The organism is Mesorhizobium sp. M1A.F.Ca.ET.072.01.1.1 (genome assembly GCF_004023325.1).
Taxonomy (GTDB): domain Bacteria; phylum Pseudomonadota; class Alphaproteobacteria; order Rhizobiales; family Rhizobiaceae; genus Mesorhizobium.
On the sequence record NZ_RZSF01000088.1, the window covers coordinates 1 to 20,985 of the forward strand.

Annotated in this window: 23 protein-coding genes and 1 pseudogene; 8 read left to right on the forward strand and 16 right to left on the reverse strand. The window is 63.4% G+C overall.

All coding sequences use genetic code 11. From position 1 onward, the window contains the following. Positions 1–349 precede the first annotated feature (349 nt). Positions 350–814 carry an NUDIX domain-containing protein gene (locus tag EOA32_RS14745; RefSeq protein ID WP_128372143.1) on the forward strand — a complete coding sequence of 155 codons (465 nt, stop codon included), beginning with the start codon at positions 350–352 and terminating at the stop codon, positions 812–814. Between the two features lie 9 nt (positions 815–823). On the opposite strand, the pseudogene recO reads toward EOA32_RS14745, so the two are convergent. Then, a pseudogene (recO, locus tag EOA32_RS14750) lies at positions 824–1,548 on the reverse strand (DNA repair protein RecO). A 19-nt stretch (positions 1,549–1,567) separates the two neighbouring features. On the opposite strand from recO, the gene EOA32_RS38620 reads away from it, so the two are divergent. Together EOA32_RS38620 and EOA32_RS14755 are read left to right on the forward strand one after the other, a co-directional pair. Then, on the forward strand, positions 1,568–1,735 hold the full coding sequence (locus EOA32_RS38620; protein ID WP_189407147.1) for a hypothetical protein: 168 nt from the start codon (positions 1,568–1,570) through the stop codon (positions 1,733–1,735). Positions 1,736–1,835: 100 nt separating this feature from the next. Then, on the forward strand, positions 1,836–2,630 hold the full coding sequence (locus EOA32_RS14755; protein ID WP_095777854.1) for a type II CAAX endopeptidase family protein: 795 nt from the start codon (positions 1,836–1,838) through the stop codon (positions 2,628–2,630). 34 nt (positions 2,631–2,664) lie between these two features. Here the strand turns inward: EOA32_RS14755 and EOA32_RS14760 are convergent, their stop codons facing one another. From EOA32_RS14760 to EOA32_RS14785, 6 genes are all read right to left on the reverse strand, one after another. After that, positions 2,665–3,558 carry an aminoglycoside phosphotransferase family protein gene (locus EOA32_RS14760; RefSeq protein ID WP_128372144.1) on the reverse strand — a complete coding sequence of 298 codons (894 nt, stop codon included), beginning with the start codon at positions 3,556–3,558 and terminating at the stop codon, positions 2,665–2,667. 40 nt (positions 3,559–3,598) lie between these two features. Next, the gene (gene era, locus EOA32_RS14765) at positions 3,599–4,531 is read right to left on the reverse strand and encodes a GTPase Era (protein ID WP_128372145.1); all 933 of its coding nucleotides are present in this window, start codon (positions 4,529–4,531) and stop codon (positions 3,599–3,601) included. Further along, positions 4,516–5,232 (reverse strand): ribonuclease III, encoded by a 717-nt coding sequence (rnc, locus tag EOA32_RS14770; RefSeq protein WP_128372146.1) that lies wholly within the window; start codon positions 5,230–5,232, stop codon positions 4,516–4,518. Before rnc ends, era begins: the two co-directional genes overlap by 16 nt. 4 nt (positions 5,233–5,236) lie before the next feature. Then, positions 5,237–5,986, reverse strand: coding sequence for a signal peptidase I (gene lepB / locus EOA32_RS14775; RefSeq protein ID WP_128372147.1), 750 nt, complete (start codon positions 5,984–5,986; stop codon positions 5,237–5,239). Positions 5,987–6,066: 80 nt separating this feature from the next. Further along, positions 6,067–6,480, reverse strand: a complete 414-nt coding sequence (gene acpS / locus EOA32_RS14780) for a holo-ACP synthase (RefSeq protein WP_067321104.1) — start codon at positions 6,478–6,480, stop codon at positions 6,067–6,069. After that, the gene (locus EOA32_RS14785) at positions 6,477–7,061 is read right to left on the reverse strand and encodes a DUF2062 domain-containing protein (RefSeq protein ID WP_066997464.1); all 585 of its coding nucleotides are present in this window, start codon (positions 7,059–7,061) and stop codon (positions 6,477–6,479) included. Before EOA32_RS14785 ends, acpS begins: the two co-directional genes overlap by 4 nt. 165 nt (positions 7,062–7,226) lie before the next feature. Between EOA32_RS14785 and EOA32_RS40575 the strand changes: the two genes are divergently transcribed. Next, positions 7,227–7,358 carry a hypothetical protein gene (locus tag EOA32_RS40575; protein WP_281014119.1) on the forward strand — a complete coding sequence of 44 codons (132 nt, stop codon included), beginning with the start codon at positions 7,227–7,229 and terminating at the stop codon, positions 7,356–7,358. On the opposite strand, the gene EOA32_RS14790 is transcribed toward EOA32_RS40575, so the two are convergent. The 4 genes from EOA32_RS14790 to rpoZ form a co-directional block, all read right to left on the reverse strand. Continuing rightward, positions 7,339–7,719 (reverse strand): VOC family protein, encoded by a 381-nt coding sequence (locus tag EOA32_RS14790; protein WP_066997467.1) that lies wholly within the window; start codon positions 7,717–7,719, stop codon positions 7,339–7,341. The genes EOA32_RS40575 and EOA32_RS14790 overlap by 20 nt on opposite strands. 73 nt (positions 7,720–7,792) lie before the next feature. Then, a complete protein-coding gene (pyrE, locus tag EOA32_RS14795) occupies positions 7,793–8,371 on the reverse strand; it encodes an orotate phosphoribosyltransferase (protein ID WP_066997469.1) in 579 nt (192 codons plus the stop codon). A gap of 147 nt (positions 8,372–8,518) precedes the next feature. Then, positions 8,519–10,747 (reverse strand): bifunctional (p)ppGpp synthetase/guanosine-3',5'-bis(diphosphate) 3'-pyrophosphohydrolase, encoded by a 2,229-nt coding sequence (locus EOA32_RS14800; protein ID WP_128372148.1) that lies wholly within the window; start codon positions 10,745–10,747, stop codon positions 8,519–8,521. Between the two features lie 125 nt (positions 10,748–10,872). Continuing rightward, positions 10,873–11,274 (reverse strand): DNA-directed RNA polymerase subunit omega, encoded by a 402-nt coding sequence (gene rpoZ / locus EOA32_RS14805; RefSeq protein ID WP_066997473.1) that lies wholly within the window; start codon positions 11,272–11,274, stop codon positions 10,873–10,875. A 296-nt stretch (positions 11,275–11,570) separates the two neighbouring features. On the opposite strand from rpoZ, the gene EOA32_RS14810 reads away from it, so the two are divergent. Next, positions 11,571–12,152: an NYN domain-containing protein gene (locus EOA32_RS14810; protein ID WP_128372149.1), complete on the forward strand. Its 582-nt coding sequence runs from the start codon at positions 11,571–11,573 to the stop codon at positions 12,150–12,152. After that, the gene (locus EOA32_RS14815; RefSeq protein WP_189407150.1) at positions 12,149–12,820 is read left to right on the forward strand and encodes a uracil-DNA glycosylase; all 672 of its coding nucleotides are present in this window, start codon (positions 12,149–12,151) and stop codon (positions 12,818–12,820) included. Before EOA32_RS14810 ends, EOA32_RS14815 begins: the two co-directional genes overlap by 4 nt. Here the strand turns inward: EOA32_RS14815 and EOA32_RS14820 are convergent. Genes EOA32_RS14820 through dapA form a run of 3 tightly spaced genes read right to left on the reverse strand, consistent with a single transcriptional unit; the run spans position 12,789 to position 14,960 of the window. Next, a complete protein-coding gene (locus EOA32_RS14820) occupies positions 12,789–13,520 on the reverse strand; it encodes a glycoside hydrolase family 25 protein (RefSeq protein WP_245499275.1) in 732 nt (243 codons plus the stop codon). The two genes, EOA32_RS14815 and EOA32_RS14820, sit on opposite strands and share 32 nt — an antisense overlap. 53 nt (positions 13,521–13,573) lie before the next feature. Beyond that, on the reverse strand, positions 13,574–14,053 hold the full coding sequence (gene smpB / locus EOA32_RS14825; protein ID WP_128372151.1) for an SsrA-binding protein SmpB: 480 nt from the start codon (positions 14,051–14,053) through the stop codon (positions 13,574–13,576). Between the two features lie 25 nt (positions 14,054–14,078). Then, positions 14,079–14,960: a 4-hydroxy-tetrahydrodipicolinate synthase gene (gene dapA / locus EOA32_RS14830; RefSeq protein ID WP_095823685.1), complete on the reverse strand. Its 882-nt coding sequence runs from the start codon at positions 14,958–14,960 to the stop codon at positions 14,079–14,081. 301 nt (positions 14,961–15,261) lie between these two features. On the opposite strand from dapA, the gene EOA32_RS14835 reads away from it, so the two are divergent. Both EOA32_RS14835 and EOA32_RS14840 read left to right on the forward strand, forming a co-directional pair. Beyond that, positions 15,262–17,304, forward strand: coding sequence for a lytic transglycosylase domain-containing protein (locus tag EOA32_RS14835; protein WP_128372152.1), 2,043 nt, complete (start codon positions 15,262–15,264; stop codon positions 17,302–17,304). 293 nt (positions 17,305–17,597) lie between these two features. After that, complete coding sequence (locus EOA32_RS14840) at positions 17,598–18,488, forward strand: alpha/beta hydrolase (RefSeq protein WP_128372153.1); 891 nt, start codon at positions 17,598–17,600, stop codon at positions 18,486–18,488. A gap of 70 nt (positions 18,489–18,558) precedes the next feature. On the opposite strand, the gene EOA32_RS14845 is transcribed toward EOA32_RS14840, so the two are convergent. After that, positions 18,559–19,632, reverse strand: a complete 1,074-nt coding sequence (locus tag EOA32_RS14845) for a site-specific integrase (RefSeq protein ID WP_128372154.1) — start codon at positions 19,630–19,632, stop codon at positions 18,559–18,561. Between the two features lie 242 nt (positions 19,633–19,874). Further along, a partial coding sequence (locus EOA32_RS14850) for a porin (RefSeq protein WP_145971298.1) occupies positions 19,875–20,985 on the reverse strand: 1,111 nt, incomplete at its 5' end.

Consider the following 20,985-nt stretch of genomic DNA (forward strand, 5'->3'; position numbering starts at 1 on the left):
GTGCGCCAAGCTCGCGCTCGATCAGTCCGATGCGCGTCTGCTGGCGTGAAATGATGACGAATAAAGCGATGACAGCGGCAATGGCGATCAGGCCGAAAAACATGGCGGTTTCCCCTCAAAACCGTGCCAGTCGTGGCCGACAAATGCGGCGATGAGACGGCTACCCAATCAGCGCCCTGCCGGCCTGCAAGATCGAGCATGTTTCGGCGCCGATTGCCAGCGACCGCGGGCTTTATCCAACGGCGATACGTCGAAGCGGCTGAGGCTCGGGCCGCAAATTGCCGGCCGCTCGCCGCGGAACACTCGTGCTATCCTCGAACGCTAGCGGGAATTAACAAGAGGATGACCGATGCCGCAACGAAGCGCGGGCCTGCTGATCTTCAAGCAAACCGCCGGTGTGTTCGAGTTCCTGCTGGTCCATCCCGGCGGACCGTTCTGGGCAACGAAAGATGAAGGGGCCTGGTCGATTCCGAAGGGGCTGATCGACGATGGCGAGGACGATCTCGTGGCCGCTCGGCGTGAGGCCGAGGAGGAGCTAGGCGTCGCGATCGACGGCGATTTCCAGCCAGTCGGCAGCTACAAGCAGCCGGGCGGTAAAATCGTGATCGCCTGGAGCGTCGAAGCGGACATCGACGTGGATGCCGTCAGGAGCAACATGTTCACCATGGAGTGGCCGCCAAGGTCGGGCGCCATGAAGGACTTTCCCGAAGTGGACAAAGCCGGCTGGTTCTCACTTCCAGAGGCGGGTCTCAAGATCCTGAAAGGCCAGCGTCCCATCCTCGACGATTTTCTGGTGCGACGGCGAGCCGACTAGATCCTCGCCTTACTCGCCGGCAATCACCTTCACCGCCGCCTGATGCCGGCGCAGAGCCGCGAGGAAGCCGGCGCGGGCGTCGGGCGGCTCGATGCCGCGGCGCTGGAGGACGCCTTCCGGCTGACCGGCTTCTTCTTCACTCGCCACGTCTATGAGCCGCGCTGCAAGAAGGCCGGCAGCGCCAGCATCTTGTCGTGCCAAGCCGCGCCCGCAGCGCGCGAGACGGCGCGTCCGGATTTCGGCGACACATAAGCGAGATCCTGCCGCGATCCGGTCGCCGCGCATTGGCTGAGGTCGAGGCCGAAGCCGAGCTCATCCAGGATCAGCAATTCGAAGCGCGCCACCAACTCGCCCGCGGCATCGGCATCGCCCAGATGGGGGATCATCACCGCAAGAGCCTCGTAGAGGCCGCCATGGGCATCGCGTTCGGGCAGAAGCCTGAGATGCGCGGCCATGGTCTGCAGGCCGTAGACGGCGACTGCGCTGTCCATCAGCCGGGCGGCGTTCATCTCGATCGCCTCGGCCTGGAAGATGCCGAGATGCTCGTCGAGACGCGCCCGCCACAAAAGATCGACGCGATTGCCGGGCTGCAGCAGCGGCTGCTGCTTGCGCGAGCGCCCGCCCCGCACGAGGCCGAGATGCCGGCCATGGGCGCGCGTCATCACCTCGAGGATGGCGCTGGTTTCGCCATGCTTGCGGGTGCCGAGTATGATTCCCTCGTCGCGCCATTCCATACGTCGAGCTTTTCACCTGTTGGGCGGCGAAATCAAGATTGCCGCCCGTGACCCAAAATCTGTCCTGACAGTGATGGCGGGCAACATCTGCCGTTGTCGCCGCGGCGGCAATATCGGAAAATTCTCAGAAACCGTTCGGGATTTTTCGGCCGCGCCGGCGCCAAATATCGGCGCATTGACCGGGTGAACCGGCGCAGACCGCCGAGCGGCTCGGCTGGCTATTTCCCGAAGCGTCGACCTCTCGGGCAGGCGACCACTCGCTACAATGGCCCGATGAGAGGATCGATATGAGCTCCTTCCTGGGCGTGGTGCGCGGGCACCAGTTGACCATCTTCTTTTCGCTGGCGCTCGGCCTGACATGGCTGGCGTTCATTCCCTTCTATCTGTCGCATGGCCAGAGCATTCCCTGGTTCACCTTCGGACCGGCAATCTCGGGCTTCACCGTCGCGGCACTCGCCGGCGGCTGGGGCGCGGTGAAGACCATCCTCGCCTCGATGGTGAAATGGCGCGTTCGCCCGATCTGGTATCTGGTGGCGGTCGGCCTGCCGTTCGGGACGCAGCTCGCCTCGATCCTGATCAATCCGTTCCTCGGTTCGGCGGAGCCGTCGTGGGGGAACATTCCGGCCTTCTCCGAGGTGGCGCCCATGATCGCGCTCTATGCCGTATTCAGCGGTCCGCTGGGCGAGGAGCCCGGCTGGCGCGGCTTTGCGACCCCGCATCTTCTTGGCCGTCGCCCAGCACTCGCCGGCAGCCTGATCCTCGGCGTGATATGGGCAATCTGGCACTTGCCGCTCGGCCTGCTTGGCGATCTCAGCCTCTACAGCACGATCAACGTCGTGCTGGCCGGGATCGTCTTCACCTGGCTTTACCAGAACACGGGCAGCGTATTGCTGGCCATCCTGATGCATGTCTCACACCAGAACAGCGTACGCTTCCTCGCCAAGGTGTTCGTCGACGGCGACTATATCCAGCAGCAATGGCTCGGCGTCGCGATCTGGGCGGTCATCGCGATCACGATCGTTGCCTATTACGGCACGGAAAGCTTTATGCGACGGCCGGCGAAGCGACTTGCCACTGCATGAATACTCGACCGGTGACGGCGCCTGCTTGGCGCCGTCATCCCAATTTGCGATGATCGGCGAGCACTTCGTCGATCACGCGGCGCTGCCTCCCGACCTCGGCCCGGTTGGCGTCGTGACCGGCAACGGTGATGAGCGCCTTCCACAGCGTCCAGCCGCGTCCGCGCGCCCAGGTCGCGTCATCGACGGAGATGCGCGCGCGGAATGCCTCGCGGCTCTCGCCCTCGAACAGCGTCCAGGCAATCGCGAGATCGCAGGAGGGATCGCCGACGCCCGACGTGCCGAAGTCGATGACAGCGCTCAGACGGCCGCCCTCGACCAGCAGGTTGCCTGAGGCGACATCGCCGTGGAACCAGACGGGCGAGCCGTGCCAGCCGGCAGCAAGCGCCGCCTTCCAGACGGCAGTGGCGGCTTGCGTATCGATCCGGCCTTCAAGCGCAGCGATGGCCTGTCTCGCCTCGCCGTCATAGACGGCCAGCGGGCCGCCGCGATAAAAATTGTGCTGGCCAGGTGCCGGGCCGGCGGTCGGATCAATCCGTTTCAGGGCAACGAGGAACTCAGCCAGCGAGACCGCGAACGCGCGAAGATCGGCGATGTGCCCGGTTTTCGCCGTCTCGCCTTCGATCCAGCGGTAGACGGACCAGTGCCAGGGATAGCCCGCCGCCGGCTGGCCCATGGCGAGCGGCTCGGGAATCGGCAGCGGCAGAAGCGGCGCGAGCTTGGGCAGCCAGCGATGCTCCTTCTCGACCTGCAGCGCATAGGGAGCAGCACTTGGCAGCCTGACCGCCATCGTGTCGCCGAGATGGAAGGTGCGGTTGTCCCAGCCGCCGAACGCGACCGGCTTCACAGGCAGATGCCGCCATTCGGGAAACTGCGCGTCGACGAGCCGCCGCACGAGAGCGGTGTCGATATCTATCTTCGGGCTGTGCATGTCGTTATCCCAAAACCGCGTCGCTTTTGGTCGACATGGATCAGTTGGGAAACTCCAATCCCATCTCCCGATAGCGCTCCGGGTCGTCGCCCCAGTTCTCGCGCACCTTGACGAACAGGAAGAGATGCACCTTCTGCTCGAGGATCTCGGCGATCTCGGCGCGCGCGGCCTGGCCGATGGCGCGGATCGTCTCGCCCTTGTGGCCAAGCACGATCTTCTTCTGGCTCTCGCGCTCGACATAGATGACCTGCTCGATGCGCACCGAGCCGTCCTTCTTCTCCTCCCACTTCTCGGTCTCGACATGCGAGGAATAGGGAAGCTCCTGATGGAGTCTCAGATAAAGCTTTTCACGCGTGATCTCGGCCGCGAGCTGGCGCATCGGCAGGTCGGATATCTGGTCTTCCGGATAGTACCAGGGACCGGCTGGAAGCGTCTCGGCAAGATAATCGAGCAGGTCCTTGCAGCCGGAGCCGGTGAGCGCCGAGACCATGAAGGTGCGCTTGAACGGCACTCTTTCGTTCGCTGCCGCGGCCAAAGCAAGAAGCGTATCCGGCTTGACCCGGTCGACCTTGTTGAGGACGAGCAGCATCGGCTGCTTGACGTCCTTCAGCCGGTCGAGGATGGCGTCGGCATCGCCTTTGATGCCGCGTTCGGCATCGATCAGCAGCACTACGACATCGGCATCCTTGGCGCCGCCCCAGGCGGTGGTGACCATTGCCGTGTCCAGCCGCCGCCTCGGCTTGAAGATGCCGGGCGTGTCGACGAAGACGATCTGCGCGTTGTGATGTGTGGCGATGCCGCGCACGATGGCTCGGGTGGTCTGCACCTTGTGGGTGACGATCGACACTTTCGCGCCGACCAGCTGGTTGACCAGCGTCGACTTGCCGGCATTGGGCGCGCCGATCAGCGCGACGAAGCCGGAGCGCGTGGCAGGCGTTTCGGAGATTTCGGTGACGGTCATGCAGCGCTCCATACGCCTTCGCGCAGCAGCAACGCGGCCGCCGCCGCCTGCTCCGCTTCGCGCTTGGAACGGCCGCTGCCGATCGCCGGCGCGAAAGAGCCGACCTTGACGCTGACGGTGAACAGCGGGTCGTGGTCGGGCCCCTCGCGAGCATCCACCCGGTAGGCCGGCACCGCCCCCGACGCCGCCTGGTGCGCCCACTCCTGCAGCTCGGTCTTGGCGTCGCGGCGGGCAGCACCGATCGCCTGCGAGCGCGGCTGCCAGTAGCGATGGATAAACGCGCGGGCGGTCTCAAGGCCACCATCCAGATAAAGCACGGCGATCAGCGACTCCAGCGCGTCGGCACGCATATTGGTTCGCTTGCGGCCTTCGAGATTGCGCACGTCGGAGCCGGCGCGGATCAGCTCCGGCAGGCCGATCTCCTCGGCGATCTCGGAGAGCGCCTCGGCATTGACCAGCGCGTTGAGGCGGAGCGACAGCTCGCCCTCGGCGGCATCGGGAAAGGCAGCGAGCAGCATGTCGGCCACGACCAGGCCGAGAACGCGGTCGCCCAAAAATTCGAAGCGTTCGTAGTCGACGCCGGCATGCGTCGAACGCGCGCTGGCATGGGTCAGCGCGCGCTGCAGACGCTGGCGGTCGGCGAAGGCGTGGCCGGTGCGCTCGACAAGCGCTTCGGCAAGGGCATCGGCGGTCAAACGCTTGGTCGCCGCCATGACCTTAGTGGACGAGGTGGAACAGGCGGCCGGCACGCATCAGCGACGGCCACTTCCAGACTTCCAACGGGCTCGCGCCATCGGCGATCGAGAAGAAGATGACGTTGGCGCGGCCGACGAGGTTCTCGGCCGGCACGAAACCGACGGTGAAGCGGCTGTCGGAGGAATTGTCGCGATTGTCGCCCATCATGAAATAGTGGCCGGGCGGCACGTCGAACTCGCGCGTGTTGTCGCCGATCGAATTGGGCGTCAGATCGAGCGTGTCATAGGTGACGCCGTTGGGCAGCGTCTCGCGATAGACGTCGACGGGACGGTCGACCTCGGTGATGTCGGGATTGTCGATCTGGCCGACCTTTTCGCGCGGCACGGCGGTGCCGTTGATGAAGAGCTGGCCGTCCTTGACCTGGATCTTGTCGCCGGGCAGGCCGACGACGCGCTTGATGTAGTCGACGGACGGGTCCGGCGGGAACTTGAACACGACCACGTCGCCGCGCTTGGGCTCAGAGCCCCAGATGCGGCCGGAGAAAATATTGGGGCCGAAGGGCAGCGAGTAGCGCGAATAGCCATAGGCCCATTTGGTGACGAACAGATAATCGCCTTCGAGCAGCGTCGGCCGCATCGAGCCGGAGGGGATGGAGAAGGGCTGGAACAGCAGCGTGCGGATGACAAGCGCGAGCAGCAGAGCCTGGATGATGACGGAAAAGGTTTCCCCAAGCCCGCCGGATTTCTTCTGCGATTTTTCAGCCACGCTCATGTCGTCCTCGATTGTGCGTTGGTTGGTATAGAGTCTCGGCGCGCGCTGGGCAACGTCATGCCGCCCGTGGTCAGATGGAATCAATGTGGCGCTTGTTCGGCGGGCACTGCCTCGATGATCACAAAGGCTTGAGCAAGTGGAAAATCGTCGGTGATGGTGAGGTGGATCAGCGCATGGTGGCCCTTGGGCAGGATTTTTTCCAGCCTGGCGGCAGCGCCGCCGGTGAGCGCCATGGTGGGCGCTCCGCTGGGCAGGTTGACCACGCCCATGTCGCGCCAGAAGACGCCCTCGGCCATGCCGGTGCCAAGCGCCTTGGCGCAGGCCTCCTTGGCGGCGAAGCGCTTGGCGTAGGAAGCGGCACGGGCCGCGCGCTTCTCCGATTTGGCCTGCTCGACCTCGGTGTAGATACGCTGGATAAAGCGCTGGCCGTGCCGTTCCAGGGACTTCTCAATACGTCTGATGTCGATCAGGTCGCTGCCGATGCCGATGATCATTCCGCGGGAACTTCCCGTCCGCCCTGCCGAGCCTTCCCGGCTCGCTCGGTCATTCGCCGCTGCCGTTGCGCGCGAAAAGCGGTCATGCCCCACCGCGTGACACCATAGAAGACGAGCCCGAAGACCAAGCCGAGGGGCACCGCGCCGAGAAGCATCGGCTCCAGGATCGGGTGCCACAGCTTGGCGAAGGAAAGCGTGTGCATCATTTCCCCGAGATGCTCCGGCGGCCCATGCCTGGGCAGATGTTCATGCAGGATGAGCTTGCCAGTCTCCCAGGACGCGCCCCAGAGCAGCGGGAAGGACAGCGGATTGCCGAAGAACACCGCACCGAGGGCTGCCGCCACCAGATTGCCGGCGATCACCCAGCAGAGCACGGCGGCGATGATGAAGTGGAAGCCTAGCGGGAAGAAGGAGGCGAAAACGCCTGCCGCGACTCCGGCGGCCACCGAATGGGGCGTCGCTTTCAGCCGCAGAATGCGCTTGGAGAAATACTGAACGGAGCGCGAGAACGAGCGGCGCGGCCATAGGTAAGTACGCACCCGCTCCAGGAGGCCATCAGGCTCTCGGCGTCGAAAAAGCACTCTGTTTCGGTTCCTGGTCCAACACACGCTTCCCTGCCAGCCGGGTCGCGCCAACATATCTTGCGCTTCAACGGCGCAGGAAGGCAACAAAACTTTGCTATAGCGGCGATTGCCAGACCACGGAACAGCGAAACGTCGCCGCGATGGTCTGCCGCAGGCTCTTACATGAGCGCCATTCTGGCGAAACTGAGGAAGACTGGGCAAAGCATGTTTGGCCATTCGTCCTTGCGCGACCGCGGCGCCGAGGTATCGGACGCGGTCAGCCCGGGCTTTTCAGCTAAGTTCGATATTCGCTGACTTCGACCAGGTTGTCGTCGGGATCCCGGAAATAGACCGACATCATCCTGCCGCGAGCACCGGTGCGCTCGACAGGTCCGACTTCGACCGCCACACCGTTGGCTTCGAGGCTGGCGCGGATGTCGGCAAGAGGCACCGCAGCAATGAGGCAGAAATCGCCGGAGCCCGGCGTCGGCGCCTTTGCCTTCGGCTCAAAGGTGCGAGCGACCTCGTGCAGATTGATCTTCTGCGATCCGAACAGAAGCGCGGTCGGCCGGCTCGGCTCGTCCAGCCGCCCCATGCCAAGCACGCGCTGATAGAAGTCGCAAGTCGCTTCGACAGACCGGACCGTCAGGACGAAATGATCGATGCCGGCTATCATGGGCCTCTGCGCGCTTCGCTGGCAAAGAGATTCAACCGGCACCCTCAGGTGGTTGTTTTCATTCATCGCCAGGTCAGATATTTCGGCTTCCCGGCTTAACGGCAGGGATGGCGGCAAGTTCCGGCGGCAGGCGGTCGGGCGGGTAGGCCGGCACCTCATATTCGGCGAGCGCAATCAGCGGCACGCCGACATCGGTCTTGCCGGCCGAACGGTCGATGATGCAGGCGGCCGCCACCACCTCGGCGCCGAGCTGGCGCAGGCAGTCGATGGTCTCGCGTATCGAGAGACCCGTGGTGACGATGTCCTCGACAATGACGACGCGCGATCCCTTGGCGATCTCGAAGCGACGCAGCCGGAACTCGCCCCCTTCCCGCTCGACCCAGACCGCCGGCGCGCCGAGATGGCGCGAGGTCTCGTAGGCCGGGATCAGGCCGCCGATCGCCGGGCCGACGACATAGTCGATCCTGCCCGTCACCGCCTCACGAATCTTTTCGGCCAGCGCCTTGCACAGGCGCTCGGTCTTGTCGGCATGCATGAAGACGCGCGCCTTCTGCAGGAAGATGGGGCTGCGCAGGCCGGACGTCAGGATGAAATGCCCTTCGAGAACCGCGCCAGCCTCGCGGAAAATACCCAGCACTTCATCGGTGTTCATTGTTCGCTCCATGCTCTTGGCGAGTGGTGAGTAGTTATTAGTGAGTAGTGAGTCGAAGGATGAATGGTGAATGGTGAATGGCATTGAGAGCAACCTATTCACTATTCACTATTCACTATTCACTATTCACTATTCACTATTCACTATTCACCCATTCACACGCCGTGCGTCGCTGACGCTCGAATTGTCCTTCAGCTGTGACAGCAGCCGGTTGAGGTGCTTCAGGTCCCAAACCTCGAGGTCGATCAGCATCTCGGTGAAATCGGGCGCGGTGCGCACCATCGACAGCGTGTGGATGTTGGCATCGTTGGACGCGACGACCTGCGCGATGTCGGCGAGCGAGCCCGGCGCATTGATGGCTGTGACCGAGATGCGGGCCGGGAAGCGCTCCTTGGTCCGCTCGTCTATATCCCAGCGCACATCGATCCAGCGCTCGGGCTGGTCGTCGAAAGCCTGCAGGGCCGGCGACTGGATAGGATAAATGGTGATACCGGTTCCTGGCTGGATGATGCCGACGATGCGGTCGCCGGGCACCGCCCCTTCCGGCGCGAAGCGCACCGGCAGGTCGCCGCGCACGCCGCGGATGGGCACCGCACCGTCGCGCTGCTGGTCCTTGCCCTTGCGCGCGGCGCGGCCGGGCATCTGGAACAGCATGCCGGCGGCGTTGCGGATCTTCGACCAGCCTTCCTCGCGCTGCTTGGGCGCCGCGACTGTGACGCGCTCGTCCTTGTAGTCGGGGAAGACTGCTTTCATGACATCGGTCGAGGCAAGCTCGCCGCGGCCGACAGAGGCCAGCACGTCCTCTATGTCCTTGCGCGCCAGGCGATGCAGAACCGGCTTCAGGCTTTCCTTGGTGAAGTTCTTGCCGGCGCGCTCGAAGGCGCGTTCGAGGATGCGGGCGCCGAGCCCGGAATATTGCTTGCGGATGGCATTCTTGGTGGCGCGGCGGATGGCGGCGCGCGCCTTGCCGGTGACGACGACCGATTCCCAGGCTGCCGGCGGCACCTGCGCCTTGGAGCGGATGATCTCGACCTCGTCGCCGTTCTTCAACTCCGTCATCAGCGGCATGATGCGGCCGTTGACCTTGGCGCCGACACAGGTGTCGCCGACATCGGTGTGGACGGCATAGGCGAAGTCGATGGGGGTGGCGCCGCGCGGCAGCGCGATCAGCATGCCTTTGGGCGTGAAGCAGAACACCTGGTCCTGGAACAGCTCGAGCTTGGTGTTTTCCAGGAAATCCTCGGGATTGTCGCCCTCGGCCAGTTGTTCGATGGTGCGGCGCAGCCAGGCATAGGCGTTGGTCTCCTTGGAGATCGCGTGCGCTGCGCCGTTCGGCTTGCCGCCGCTGTCCTTGTAGATCGAATGCGCGGCAACGCCGTATTCGGCGATCTTGTTCATCTCGCGGGTGCGGATCTGCAGTTCGACGCGCTGGCGCGAGGGGCCGACAATGGTGGTGTGGATCGAGCGGTAGTCATTCTGCTTCGGCGTCGAGATGTAATCCTTGAAGCGGCCAGGCACCATCGACCAGGTGGTGTGGATGGCGCCAAGCGCGCGGTAGCAGTCCTCGACGGTGTCGACGACCACACGGAAGCCGAAGATGTCGGAGAGCTGCTCGAAGGAGAGCGCCTTGGCCTCCATCTTGCGGAACACCGACCACGGCTTTTTCTGCCGGCTCTTGACGCCGGCTTTGATCGCGTGTTTTTCGAACAGGCTGGACAGCGCCTTCTCGATCTCGTCCAGCACCCCCTTGTTGCGCTCGAAGATCTCGGCGAGCCGCGCAGTGACGGCGCGATAGGCTTCCGGATTGATGTAGCGGAAGGCGATCTCCTCAAGTTCCTCGCGCATGCCTTGCATGCCCATGCGGCCGGCGAGCGGCGCATAGATGTCCATCGTCTCCTCGGCGATGCGCAGGCGCTTGGACTCGGGCATATGGTCGAGCGTGCGCATGTTGTGCAGGCGATCGGCGAGCTTGACCAGCAGAACGCGAATATCCTCGGAGATCGCCAGCAACAGCTTGCGCAGGTTCTCCGCCTGCTCGGCCTTCTTGGAAACGAGGTCGAGCTTCTTCAGCTTGGTCAGTCCCTCGACCAGCTTGCCCATCTCGGGGCCGAACAATTCATCGATCTCGGCCCGGGTCGCGGTTGTGTCCTCGATCGTGTCGTGCAGCAGGGCAACGGCGATGGTCGCCTCGTCCATATGCATCTCGGTGAGGATGGCCGCCACTTCCAGCGGATGCGAGAAATAGGGATCGCCCGAGGCGCGCTTCTGGTGGCCATGCTTTTGCATGGCGTAGACATAGGCCTTGTTGAGCAGCGCCTCGTTGACGTCAGGCTTGTAGCGCTGCACGCGCTCGACAAGCTCATACTGACGCATCATGGGCGGGATCTCGCGGTGATGAAATGATTGATGCGCCGCACCGGCGTGCGACGCATCCCATAGATAGCCACGAAACTGACGATACGGAAGTCCCGGATGCTTGATCCAGGCCCGTGTCCAAGAGCTTAGTAGTCGTCGCTCTTTTCCGGCGGCACCAGACCCTCGATGCCGGCCAGCAGGTCTTCCTCGCTCATGCGGTCGAAGGCGATGTTCTCTTCGGCATCGTCGGTGTCGGCAGCAGCGGTGGCAGCGCCGGTCTGGTCGGCGATGGCCTCGCCCTCGGCCTCCGGCTCGTCGACCTCGACATGCTTCTGCAGCGAGTGGATCAGGTCTTCCTTGAGGTCGTCCGGCGACAGCGTCTCGTCGGCGATCTCGCGCAGCGCAATGACCGGATTCTTGTCATTGTCGCGAGGAACGGTGATCTGCGCGCCCTGGCTGATCTGGCGGGCACGGTGGCCGGCGAGCAGCACGAGCTCGAAACGGTTGTCGACCTTGTCGATGCAATCTTCAACGGTTACGCGGGCCATGGACTGCCCCTTTCATGCGTGGATTTGATGGAAAACTGGCGGGCTCCATAACAAGGACGCCGCCGAAATACAAGCTTCATGGCGGACACCGCCGAAGCACGAGCCCTTGCCCGGCTCAATACCGGACCTCGCCATGCTTACCTAGTGCCGATCACAATTGCTTGCAATGCGCGCCCTGCCCTTGGATATCCATAAATCTGGCGTTATCTCGAAAGGGGCGGGAAGAGGGACCATTATCGGGCCTACCCGTCACGTCCTTTTAGACGACAGAAATTTTTGAAAAGGGATATTTTTCAATGTTCGATCCCCGTGAAAAGATCGCTCTTTTCATCGACGGCGCCAACCTCTACGCCACCTCGCGGGCGCTGGGCTTCGACATCGACTACCGCAAGCTTCTGGCGAGCTTTCAGAAACGCGGCTACCTGCTCAGGGCCTATTACTACACCGCGCTGGTCGAGGATCAGGAATATTCCTCGATCCGGCCGCTGATCGACTGGCTGGACTATAACGGCTTCAAGGTGGTGACCAAGCCAGCCAAGGAGTTCACCGACTCGACCGGCCGGCGCAAGATCAAGGGCAACATGGACATCGAGCTCACCGTCGATGCGCTGGAGCTTGCCGATGTCGTCGACCACTATGTCATCTTCTCCGGCGACGGCGACTTCCGCACGCTGGTCGAGGCGCTGCAGCGGCGTGGCCGCAAGGTGTCGATCATCTCGACCATGGCCTCGCAGCCGCCGATGATCTCCGACGACCTGCGCCGCCAGGCCGACCACTTCATCGACCTCATGACGCTGAAGAATGAAGTCGGCCGCGATCCATCGGAACGGCCGGTCCGCCGGCCTGAGCCGGCTGAAGCCGACGAGGACGATTATTGAGCGCGGCAGCCTTGAGCGCCGCGCCCTCCCCCGAGCCTGACCGCGATTGTCCGCTTTGCCCGCGGCTGCACGACTTCATCGCCGCCTGGCGCCAGCGCGAGCCGGGCTGGTTCAATGCACCGGTGCCGACCTTCCTGCCGCCGGAAGGCGAGGACTCGGTCAGGCTCCTCATCGTCGGGCTGGCGCCCGGCCTGCGCGGCGCCAACCGCACCGGGCGTCCCTTCACCGGCGACTATGCCGGCGACCTGCTCTACGCAACGCTGATCGCTCAAGGGTTGGCGCGAGGGGAATTCAAGGCCAGGCCCGATGACGGGCTGGAGCTCGTCGGCACCGCGATCACCAATGCGGTGCGATGCGTGCCGCCGGAAAACAAGCCGGTGGGCGCCGAGATCGCCACCTGCCGCACCTTCCTCAAACCGACGATCGCGCGCTTTGCCAACCTGCGGGCCATCCTGACGCTGGGCTCGATCGCGCATCAATCGACGGTGCGGGCGCTGGGCGGGCGCGTCGCCACCCTTCCGTTCCGCCACGGCGGACGACAGCAGGCCGGCGGCATCACGCTGTTCTCCAGCTATCACTGCTCGCGCTACAACACCAACACCGGTGTGCTGACGGAAGCGATGTTCGTCGATGTGTTCAAGGAGATAGCGGCGTTCCTGAAGAACTAGAATCCGGCGCCACGGCAAACAGCTCGGAGAGCCTCGCCGGGCCCCCCTTCAGCACATTCAGGTCGACGTCGCCGTCGATGCCGTCGACACGGCCTGTGTCGAGATATTGCCAATAGACCCAGTCATCTTCGTTCAGCGGCCCCCGCACAGAGCGCAGCCAGCGCTGTCGAACCGCGATATGAGCGGCATAGGTCGGCGCCGTCTCATCGGTAATATAGAGAATGGCCGGCTTGCCGTAAGCCGCCTCAACCGGGCCAAGGAATGCCAGCAGTTCGGCGTTCAGCTCGGCGGGCGAAGGGCGTCGGGGACAATTGCCGTGGAACTCGATGTCGACTACCGGCGGCAAGAGCTGCTCGCCGCGCGGCACGACCGAAATGAAGTTCCTGGCCTGGTCGGCACCCGGGCGGCAGAAGGTGAAGAAATGATAGGCGCCGACAGCGAGGCCCGCCGCGCGGGCCTGGCGCAAATTCTCAGCAAAGGCATCATCGACATAGTCACCACCTTCCGTCGCCTTGATGATGGCGAAGACGACATCGTCGGCCGCGACGCGCAGCCAGTCGATCCTGCCCTGGTGATGCGAAACATCGATGCCCCTTATGGGGAATTCGCCGCGATCCGGCGGGAAAGCACGGGGCCGGAGAAAGCCCTCTGCCCAGTTGGCGAGCGCCAGAAAGACGAAAGCCAGGGCCAAGGCAATCAAGCCGTTCCTCAAGCCTTGGCCCGCTGCTCGCCCTGCCCGCATATCGAAGGTGCTTACCCGCGCTCCTTGAGGAGCCGTCCCTTCTCGCGCGACCAGTCGCGCTGCTTTTCGGTCTCGCGCTTGTCGTGCAGCTTCTTGCCGCGGGCGATGGCGAGCAGGAGCTTGGCGCGGCCGCGATCGTTGAAATAGATTTTCAGCGGCACCAGCGTCATGCCTTCGCGCTCCACGCTCTGGGCAAGCTTGGCCATCTCGCGCTTGCTGACGAGCAGCTTACGGCGCCGGCGCGGCTCGTGGTTGAAGCGGTTGGCCTGGAGATATTCCGGCAGATAGGAATTGATCAGCCAGATCTCGCCGCCTTCGGCGGAGGCGTAGCTCTCCTGGATGTTGGCCTGGCCCTGGCGCAGCGACTTGACCTCGGTCCCGGTCAGCACAAGGCCGGCCTCGATCGTGTCGAGCACCTCGTAGGAAAAGCGCGCCTTGCGGTTTTCGGCGACCGTCCTGTTGTTGGGATCGGCTTTCTTGACTTGATTCATAATGCGGAGAGGTGGCGCCTCATCCCTAATTAATCAAGCCGGCATGCTTCAGCGCCGCATCGAGCTTCTCGGCGGTCGAAGCTTCGACCGTCACCAGCGGCGAGCGGACCACGTTCTCGACCTTGCCCAGCTTCGACAGGGCGTATTTGGCGCCGGACACGCCGGGCTCCACGAAAATTGCTTTATGCAGCGGCAGGAGACGATCCTGCAGTTCTAGCGCCTTGGCGCTGTCGCCGGAGAGCGTCGCTTCCTGGAACTCGGCGCAAAGGCGCGGCGCGACGTTCGACGTCACCGAGATGCAGCCGACGCCGCCATGCGCATTGAAGCCGAGCGCGGACGCATCCTCACCGGAAAGCTGGATGAAATCCTTGCCGCAGGTCATGCGCTGTTCCGAGACACGCTCGACCTTGCCGGTCGCGTCCTTGACGCCGGCGATGTTCTTGAAGTCGTGGCGCAGCCTGCCCATCGTCTCCGGGGTCATGTCGATCACCGAGCGCGGTGGGATGTTGTAGATGATGATCGGCAGCTTGGTTGCCCTGGCAACGGCTGCGAAATGCTCGTAGAGGCCGCGCTGGGTCGGCTTGTTGTAATAAGGGGTGACGACCAGGGCTGCATCGGCGCCTGCCTTTTCGGCATACTGCACCAGGCCGACGGCTTCCTCGGTGTTGTTGGAGCCGGCGCCGGCCACAACTGGAACCCTGCCCCTGGCGACCTCGATGCAGACCTTGACGACATTGCGGTGCTCGTCATGCGACAGCGTCGGCGACTCGCCGGTGGTGCCGACGGGCACGAGGCCCTTGGTGCCCTCGGCGATCTGCCATTCGACAAACGCGCGAAAGGCTTTCTCGTCGAAACGCCCGCTCTTTTCGAACGGTGTCACGAGCGCAGTCAGCGAGCCTCTCAGCATATTGTCCAAACTCCTTGGGACTTTGTTGGTCTAAGCATGTCGCTCTCCCAAAGCCGGGTGCCCACTTTGGGCGACATGCATCAGCGTTTTGTCGATGCGTTAATTTCGGCGCCTTCTAATCGAAAGCGAAGCCGCGCACCATAGTCTCGACACGGTTCAGCGGCAAGCATTGCTGTAGTGCCAGCAAGCGTAATTCGAACGGCCTCGATAACCTTTTGTTTACGAGCCTTTCACGACCTAAGTTTAGGCTCCGGGTCGGCCTCGAAGGCCCTGCCTGCTGACAATGTGCCGGGGTGGAACAATGCCGACAAGTCGGCCTCATCTGTTCGCGCTTTTGAGCGCGGCTGTCGCGCTGATACCGGGTATGGCGATCGGCGGCAGCGTCGACGTGCGCGTGACGGCGGCGATTGCCGCGCCGGGCTCGCCGTCGGCCGCGGACCAGGCGCAGCAGCTTCAGCCTCCGTCCAGCATCGGGCAATTGAAGAGCGGACTCGACGCGCTCGCGGTGAACAACATCGCCGCGGCGCGCAATGCCCGCGACACGTTGCCCTCCACCTCGCTCGACCGGCACATTCTGGCCTGGGCGATCGCGCTGTATGGCGGCGACCAGGTGCCGAGCGGCGAAATCGCCGATGCCGCCAAGATGCTGCCTGGATGGCCGGGCACGATCGCGCTGCGCAGGAACAGCGAGCGCGCGCTCTATCGCGAGAACCCGCCGCCGCCAGTGGTGGTGCGGGCCTTCGGCCGCAGCCAGCCGCTGACGCCGGAAGGCGTGATCATCCTTGCCCGCTCGCAGGTGGCGCTGGGCGATCAAGCGGCGGCGCGCGCGGTGCTGGTGCCCTTCTGGCGCACGGAGAAGCTGGATGCCCAGGACGAAACTTCCATCATCAAGGAATTCGGCACGCTGATCCCCGCGGCCGATCATCGCTATCGCATGGAGCGCATGTTCTATGCCGACCGGCCGTCCTCGGCGCTGCGCGTCGCCGGCCTTGCCGGCGCCCAGCAACTGGCGGATGCCTGGGTGGCGGTCGATAAAGGCGAAAAAAACGCGGCGAAACTGTTGAAGGCGGTGCCGGCGACGCAGCGTTCGGCCGGCTATTTCTTCGCCGAGGCAGAATATCTGCGCAAGCAGCAAAAAGTTGCCGATGCCGCGGCAGTCGTGATGAAGGCGCCGACCAATCGCGACGCGCTGGTCGATCCCGATGCCTGGTGGGTGGAGCGGCGCGTTCTTTCGCGCGAGCTGGTCGATCAAGGCGACATAAAGACCGCCTACAAGATCGCCTCCATGCATGCGGCCGAAAGCGCGGCCAGCGCCGCGGAAGCCGAGTTCCATGCCGGCTGGTATGCATTGCGCGGTCTCAACGACCCGGCAGCGGCCGCCTCGCATTTTTCACGCATCGCCGAGCTCGCCCAGGGACCGGTGTCGCTGTCGCGCGCCTATTACTGGCTTGGCCGCGCCGCGGAAGTCGGCGGCCCGGGCAGCGCCAAGGACTATTTCACCCGGGCAGCCAGCTACGGCACCACCTTCTACGGCCAGCTTGCCGGCGAGCGTGTGGGCCTCAGAACCTTGAGCATCGTCCATCCCACGCCCAGCGCGGCCGACCGCCAAAGCTTCGAGGGCCGCGAGGCGGTGAAAGCGATCAAGCGGCTGCAGGAGGCAGGGTATGACCGCTATGCCGAGACGCTCTACCGCGACCTCGCGGGGCAGCTGACCAGCCCCGGCGAGCTTGCGCTGCTGGCGGGGCTTGCCGAAAAACAGGGCAACCATTTCATGGCGCTGAAGGTCGGCAAGATCGCCGCCCAGCGCGGCATCGATGTGGGTGCGCTTTCGCATCCGTTGGGTGTCATTCCCGATTCGGCCGATATCTCCGGCTCCGGCAAGGCGCTGGCCTATGCCATCGCCCGCCAGGAGAGCGAGTTCAATGTCGCGGCGATTTCCAGCGCGGGCGCGCGCGGCCTCTTGCAGTTGATGCCGGGCACCGCCAAGCAACTGGCGAAGAAGGCCGGCATGATCTTCTCGCAAACGCGGCTGACGACCGATGCCGGTTACAACGCGACGCTGGGGTCCGCTTTTCTCGGCGAGCAGCTCGACCGCTTCAACGGCTCCTATGTGCTGACCTTCGCCGGCTACAATGCCGGCCCAAACCGCGCCGCCCAGTGGGTGGCGAAATACGGTGATCCGCGCGGCAAGGACGTGGACGCCGTCGTCGATTGGGTCGAGAGGATCCCCTACACGGAAACAAGAAGTTACGTGCAGCGCGTGATGGAGAATTATGAAGTCTACAAGATGCGTATTTCCGGCAAATACGACATCGTCGGGGATCTGGTGAACGGGCGGAGTTGATCGCCGTGGGGCGTATGCAAGCCTCAGGTTGGCGATCCTTCGCGCCCCCTCTGTCCTGCCGGACAGCCCCCGCACTTGGAGATTGGCAGTTTCGCTGCCGGCTCGTTCATGCCGCTTTGGCGATGGGTAAAAGCTTAGATGACAGTCAATCCCCTTGCGGGGAGATGTCCGACAGAACAGAGGAGATGCTGTCCCGCCAGCGTGGCAAGGTTGTGTAACGTGCCTTCCCATCATTTGACCGCGGCCGCCCTCGCCTGTAGCTGTCGGTCACCTCAGCGAGGAGCAGCATCCGGGTGGCGTACGACGGTTTCTCCGACTTCTTCTATGCCGCACCCGATGGGCTGAAACTGCATGCCCGCATTTATGGCGAGGCGAACAGCGGTGGCTGGCCGGTCGTCTGCCTGCCCGGCCTCACCCGCAATGCGCGCGACTTCCATGAGCTCGCGCTTTACCTCTCCGGCAAGGCGAAGACGCCGCGCAAGGTCGTCGCTTTCGACTATCGCGGCCGTGGCCGATCCGACTACGATCCCGACATCAGCCACTACAATGTCGGCGTCGAAGCCGGCGACGTGCTCGCTGGCTTGTCGGCGCTGGGTATCGAAGAGGCTGGCTTCATCGGCACCTCGCGCGGCGGACTCATCATCCATGTGCTCGGCGCGCTGAAGCCGGCCGCGTTGAAAGCCATTGTCCTCAACGATATCGGCCCGGTGATCGAGGCGGAAGGTCTGGCCCATATCCGCTCATATCTCGATCGCGCGCCGAAGCCGAAGACATTCGCCGAGGCAGTCGATGCGCAGCGGCGCGTGCATGGTGGCGGCTTCCCGGCGCTCACCGATGCCGACTGGGCGCGTATGGTTGGCGCCATCTGCCGCGACACGGATGCCGGGCTGGTGCCCGATTTCGATCCTGCCCTGGTCGAGACCCTGGCCAATGTCGACTTCAGCAAGCCACTGCCGGATCTTTGGCCACAGTTCAACGCGCTTGCCGCCGTGCCGTTGCTCGCCATACGCGGCGGCAATTCGACGCTTCTCTCCACCGCGACGATCGAGGAGATGACAAAGCGTCATCCCGGCATGGAGACGATCACGGTCGAAGGCCAGGGACACGCGCCCTTCCTGGAAACCGGCAACCTGCCGAAGAAGATTGCGGATTTCCTCGATCGCGCCGAAGCCAAGTCCACGTAAAGTAAAGCCCGAGACTAACTCCGCCCCGCCTTGTTTTTGAAATCTAGATTCCCGGCGCGTGGCGTGCCGCTTATTTGCCCTTCGAACTCTTGCGGCCTGCCTTCGCCGGCTCCGAGCCGCTCTCCTTGCGGGCGGCTTTGGCGGATGAAGGGGTGGTCAACGGGGACGCAAACACCGAGTTCTCTGCCGGCCGCGGCGCCTCTTCGGCGCGCGGCTTCTCCAGCACTACGACGCAGCCATCGAGGTCGTTGGTGGCGAGGTGCGCGTAACGCATGGTCATCGAAAGCGTCTGGTGGCCGAGCCACATCTGCACGCGCCGGATATCGATGCCGCCCTGGACGAGTCGCGAAGCGCAGGTGTGGCGCAGGATATGCGGCACCACCTGCTCATCGGCGCCAAGACCGACTTCGGCCTTCGCCTCGTTCCAGATGGCGCGGTACTGTGCCTGCGTGAGCTTGGTGAACGGACCCTTTGGCCGGCGGCCTTCGGTGGTCGGCGGCAGCTTGATCACCTCCTTGACCCGTTCGGTCATCGGGATGGTGCGGCTGCGGCCCGACTTTGTGATCCAGAAGCTGACGCGGTGTTCCTGGACGTCATTCCAGATCAGGCCGAGCGCCTCGCCGAGACGGCAGCCGGTGTCGACCAGGAAGACCGAAAGTCTGTAAGCATCCTCGCTGCGGCTCTTGATGGCGGCGAACAGCCTTGTCTCTTCGTCCCTTTCGAGGAAACGAATCCGTCCCGCCCGCTCCTTCTGGCGGCGGAACTCGGGCAGGCTGTGGATATCTCCCATCTTATGAGCCTTGCGCAGCAGCTTGCTGAGTGCAGCCATCTTGCGATTGATGGTTGCGTTGCTGTTCCCGCGCTGGCGCAAGGTACCGATAAGATTGTCCAGGGTGTTCTGGTCAAAGGTGCTGAAACGCTCTCCCAGAAGGATCTCGTCTATTTCACCAATGAATGAGCTGACATTGTATTTATGCCGCCCATCATCCCAGAGTATATCCCGGTATGCTGTAAAGAGCTCACTGACCCTGTACGATTTTACTTCTCGGATCTTGTTATAGGTGTACCTAAACTTCGAATTCTGAGAAGAAAATACCGCAAAATGACCAGAGGGCTCCCCCTCTTGAATCGCTTCATTCGACATTTTTAGCCACACCCCCTGTGGTCAAGGGACCAGCCCTAACCGCTCGGGAGCATCCTTTCAAGAGTTTTCGAGTCTGGCCTCCGACCCCATCCGCCATGGCGGATCCCACAAAGTCGCTCCACAGACCCGATCAGCTTACCGTATCACCCCCATCCTTTCGTTGCGTTGATCCATCGCGAAAAGCAAAACGGCCCGGGCGTAGAGATGCCCGGGCCGGATTTCATGTTGTTGCAGTCCAGCCCTTAGAAAGAGCGCTGGAAGCGGAGCATGCCACCGACGCTGTTTTCCTTGTCGGCATTGGTCCAGTTGGAGACGGAGTCGTCGCCAAGGTGGAGGTAGTCAACTTCGGCGGTGACCGTGAAGCCGGGAACGATGTCGTAGGCGACGTTCGCAGCGACGCCGACGTTCTTGCCATCGTCAGCAGACACCTGGAGGTTGAACGAGGTCTTCTCGTTGAACTTGTAGGTGCCACCGCCCCACACTGCCCAGTTGCCGCTCCACTGCTTGTAGAAGCCGCGGCCACCGGCCGGAATTGCCCAGGTACCGTCCGTGAGATTGTCGTCGGTGCCGTAGCCTGCCATGATGAACAGCGACAACGCGTCGGTCGCATTCACGTCCAAGCGAACCTTGCCAGCCACTTCTTCGTAGTTGCTGTCGTAGGCGACGACGCCGCTGATGGCGCCCCAGCCCTGCGTCCACTTGAGACCGCCGACAACATGCGGAACATAGCTGTCGATGGTGCCGATAACGCCCGAACCTTCTTCGAGCGAGAGGACGGCGGAGAAGCCGTTGCCGGCGTCGAAGTAGTACTGGACGACGTTGGTGTCGAAGTCGCCGTAGGGGACGAGCGTATCCTGGATGACGTTGCCGGCGTAGCCGATGAACGTATTGAAGGCCGATTCGTCCTTACCGACGCGGAGGCCACCGAGCTGGATCCAGGCGAAGTTCAGCGAGACGGCCTTGTTGCCGGCGGGGTTATTGTTGAATTCATCGATTTCCGTCGTGGCCGGATCGTCTGCCGACGGGAAGCCGTTGCGGTTGCCGAAGTTGAAGCGAGTCTCGGTGTAGGTCTTCAAGGTGCCGAGCTCGGTCTCCTGGTTGGTCCACGTCTTCAGCGTGAAGCGGGCGTTCTTGTAGAACGTATCCTGCTCATCGCCATCCTCATGGTCGAAGGACCGCGCGCCGTCGAACGAGCCGACGTCGCCGACGCCGATGTCGTAGCGGACATAGCCGCCGATGCGCAGGCAGGTTTCGGTGCCGGGAATGTAGAAGTAGCCGGCCCCGTACACGTCGCAGATCTTGACGTATTCAGCCGGTTCCGGCTCGGCGACGGTCACCGCGTCGGCGGCGCGA

Excerpts from the sequence above, each read along its gene's own strand:
- EOA32_RS14745 (WP_128372143.1), top strand. The coding sequence starts at position 350 with ATGCCGCAACGAAGCGCGGGCCTGCTGATCTTCAAGCAAACCGCCGGT.
- EOA32_RS14755 (WP_095777854.1), top strand. The coding sequence starts at position 1,836 with ATGAGCTCCTTCCTGGGCGTGGTGCGCGGGCACCAGTTGACCATCTTC.
- EOA32_RS14760 (WP_128372144.1), bottom strand. The coding sequence starts at position 3,558 with ATGCACAGCCCGAAGATAGATATCGACACCGCTCTCGTGCGGCGGCTC.
- era (WP_128372145.1), bottom strand. The coding sequence starts at position 4,531 with ATGGAGCGCTGCATGACCGTCACCGAAATCTCCGAAACGCCTGCCACG.
- rnc (WP_128372146.1), bottom strand. The coding sequence starts at position 5,232 with ATGGCGGCGACCAAGCGTTTGACCGCCGATGCCCTTGCCGAAGCGCTT.
- lepB (WP_128372147.1), bottom strand. The coding sequence starts at position 5,986 with ATGAGCGTGGCTGAAAAATCGCAGAAGAAATCCGGCGGGCTTGGGGAA.
- acpS (WP_067321104.1), bottom strand. The coding sequence starts at position 6,480 with ATGATCATCGGCATCGGCAGCGACCTGATCGACATCAGACGTATTGAG.
- EOA32_RS40575 (WP_281014119.1), top strand. The coding sequence starts at position 7,227 with ATGAGCGCCATTCTGGCGAAACTGAGGAAGACTGGGCAAAGCATGTTT.
- EOA32_RS14790 (WP_066997467.1), bottom strand. The coding sequence starts at position 7,719 with ATGATAGCCGGCATCGATCATTTCGTCCTGACGGTCCGGTCTGTCGAA.
- pyrE (WP_066997469.1), bottom strand. The coding sequence starts at position 8,371 with ATGAACACCGATGAAGTGCTGGGTATTTTCCGCGAGGCTGGCGCGGTT.
- EOA32_RS14800 (WP_128372148.1), bottom strand. The coding sequence starts at position 10,747 with ATGATGCGTCAGTATGAGCTTGTCGAGCGCGTGCAGCGCTACAAGCCT.
- rpoZ (WP_066997473.1), bottom strand. The coding sequence starts at position 11,274 with ATGGCCCGCGTAACCGTTGAAGATTGCATCGACAAGGTCGACAACCGT.
- EOA32_RS14810 (WP_128372149.1), top strand. The coding sequence starts at position 11,571 with ATGTTCGATCCCCGTGAAAAGATCGCTCTTTTCATCGACGGCGCCAAC.
- smpB (WP_128372151.1), bottom strand. The coding sequence starts at position 14,053 with ATGAATCAAGTCAAGAAAGCCGATCCCAACAACAGGACGGTCGCCGAA.
- dapA (WP_095823685.1), bottom strand. The coding sequence starts at position 14,960 with ATGCTGAGAGGCTCGCTGACTGCGCTCGTGACACCGTTCGAAAAGAGC.
- EOA32_RS14835 (WP_128372152.1), top strand. The coding sequence starts at position 15,262 with ATGCCGACAAGTCGGCCTCATCTGTTCGCGCTTTTGAGCGCGGCTGTC.
- EOA32_RS14845 (WP_128372154.1), bottom strand. The coding sequence starts at position 19,632 with ATGTCGAATGAAGCGATTCAAGAGGGGGAGCCCTCTGGTCATTTTGCG.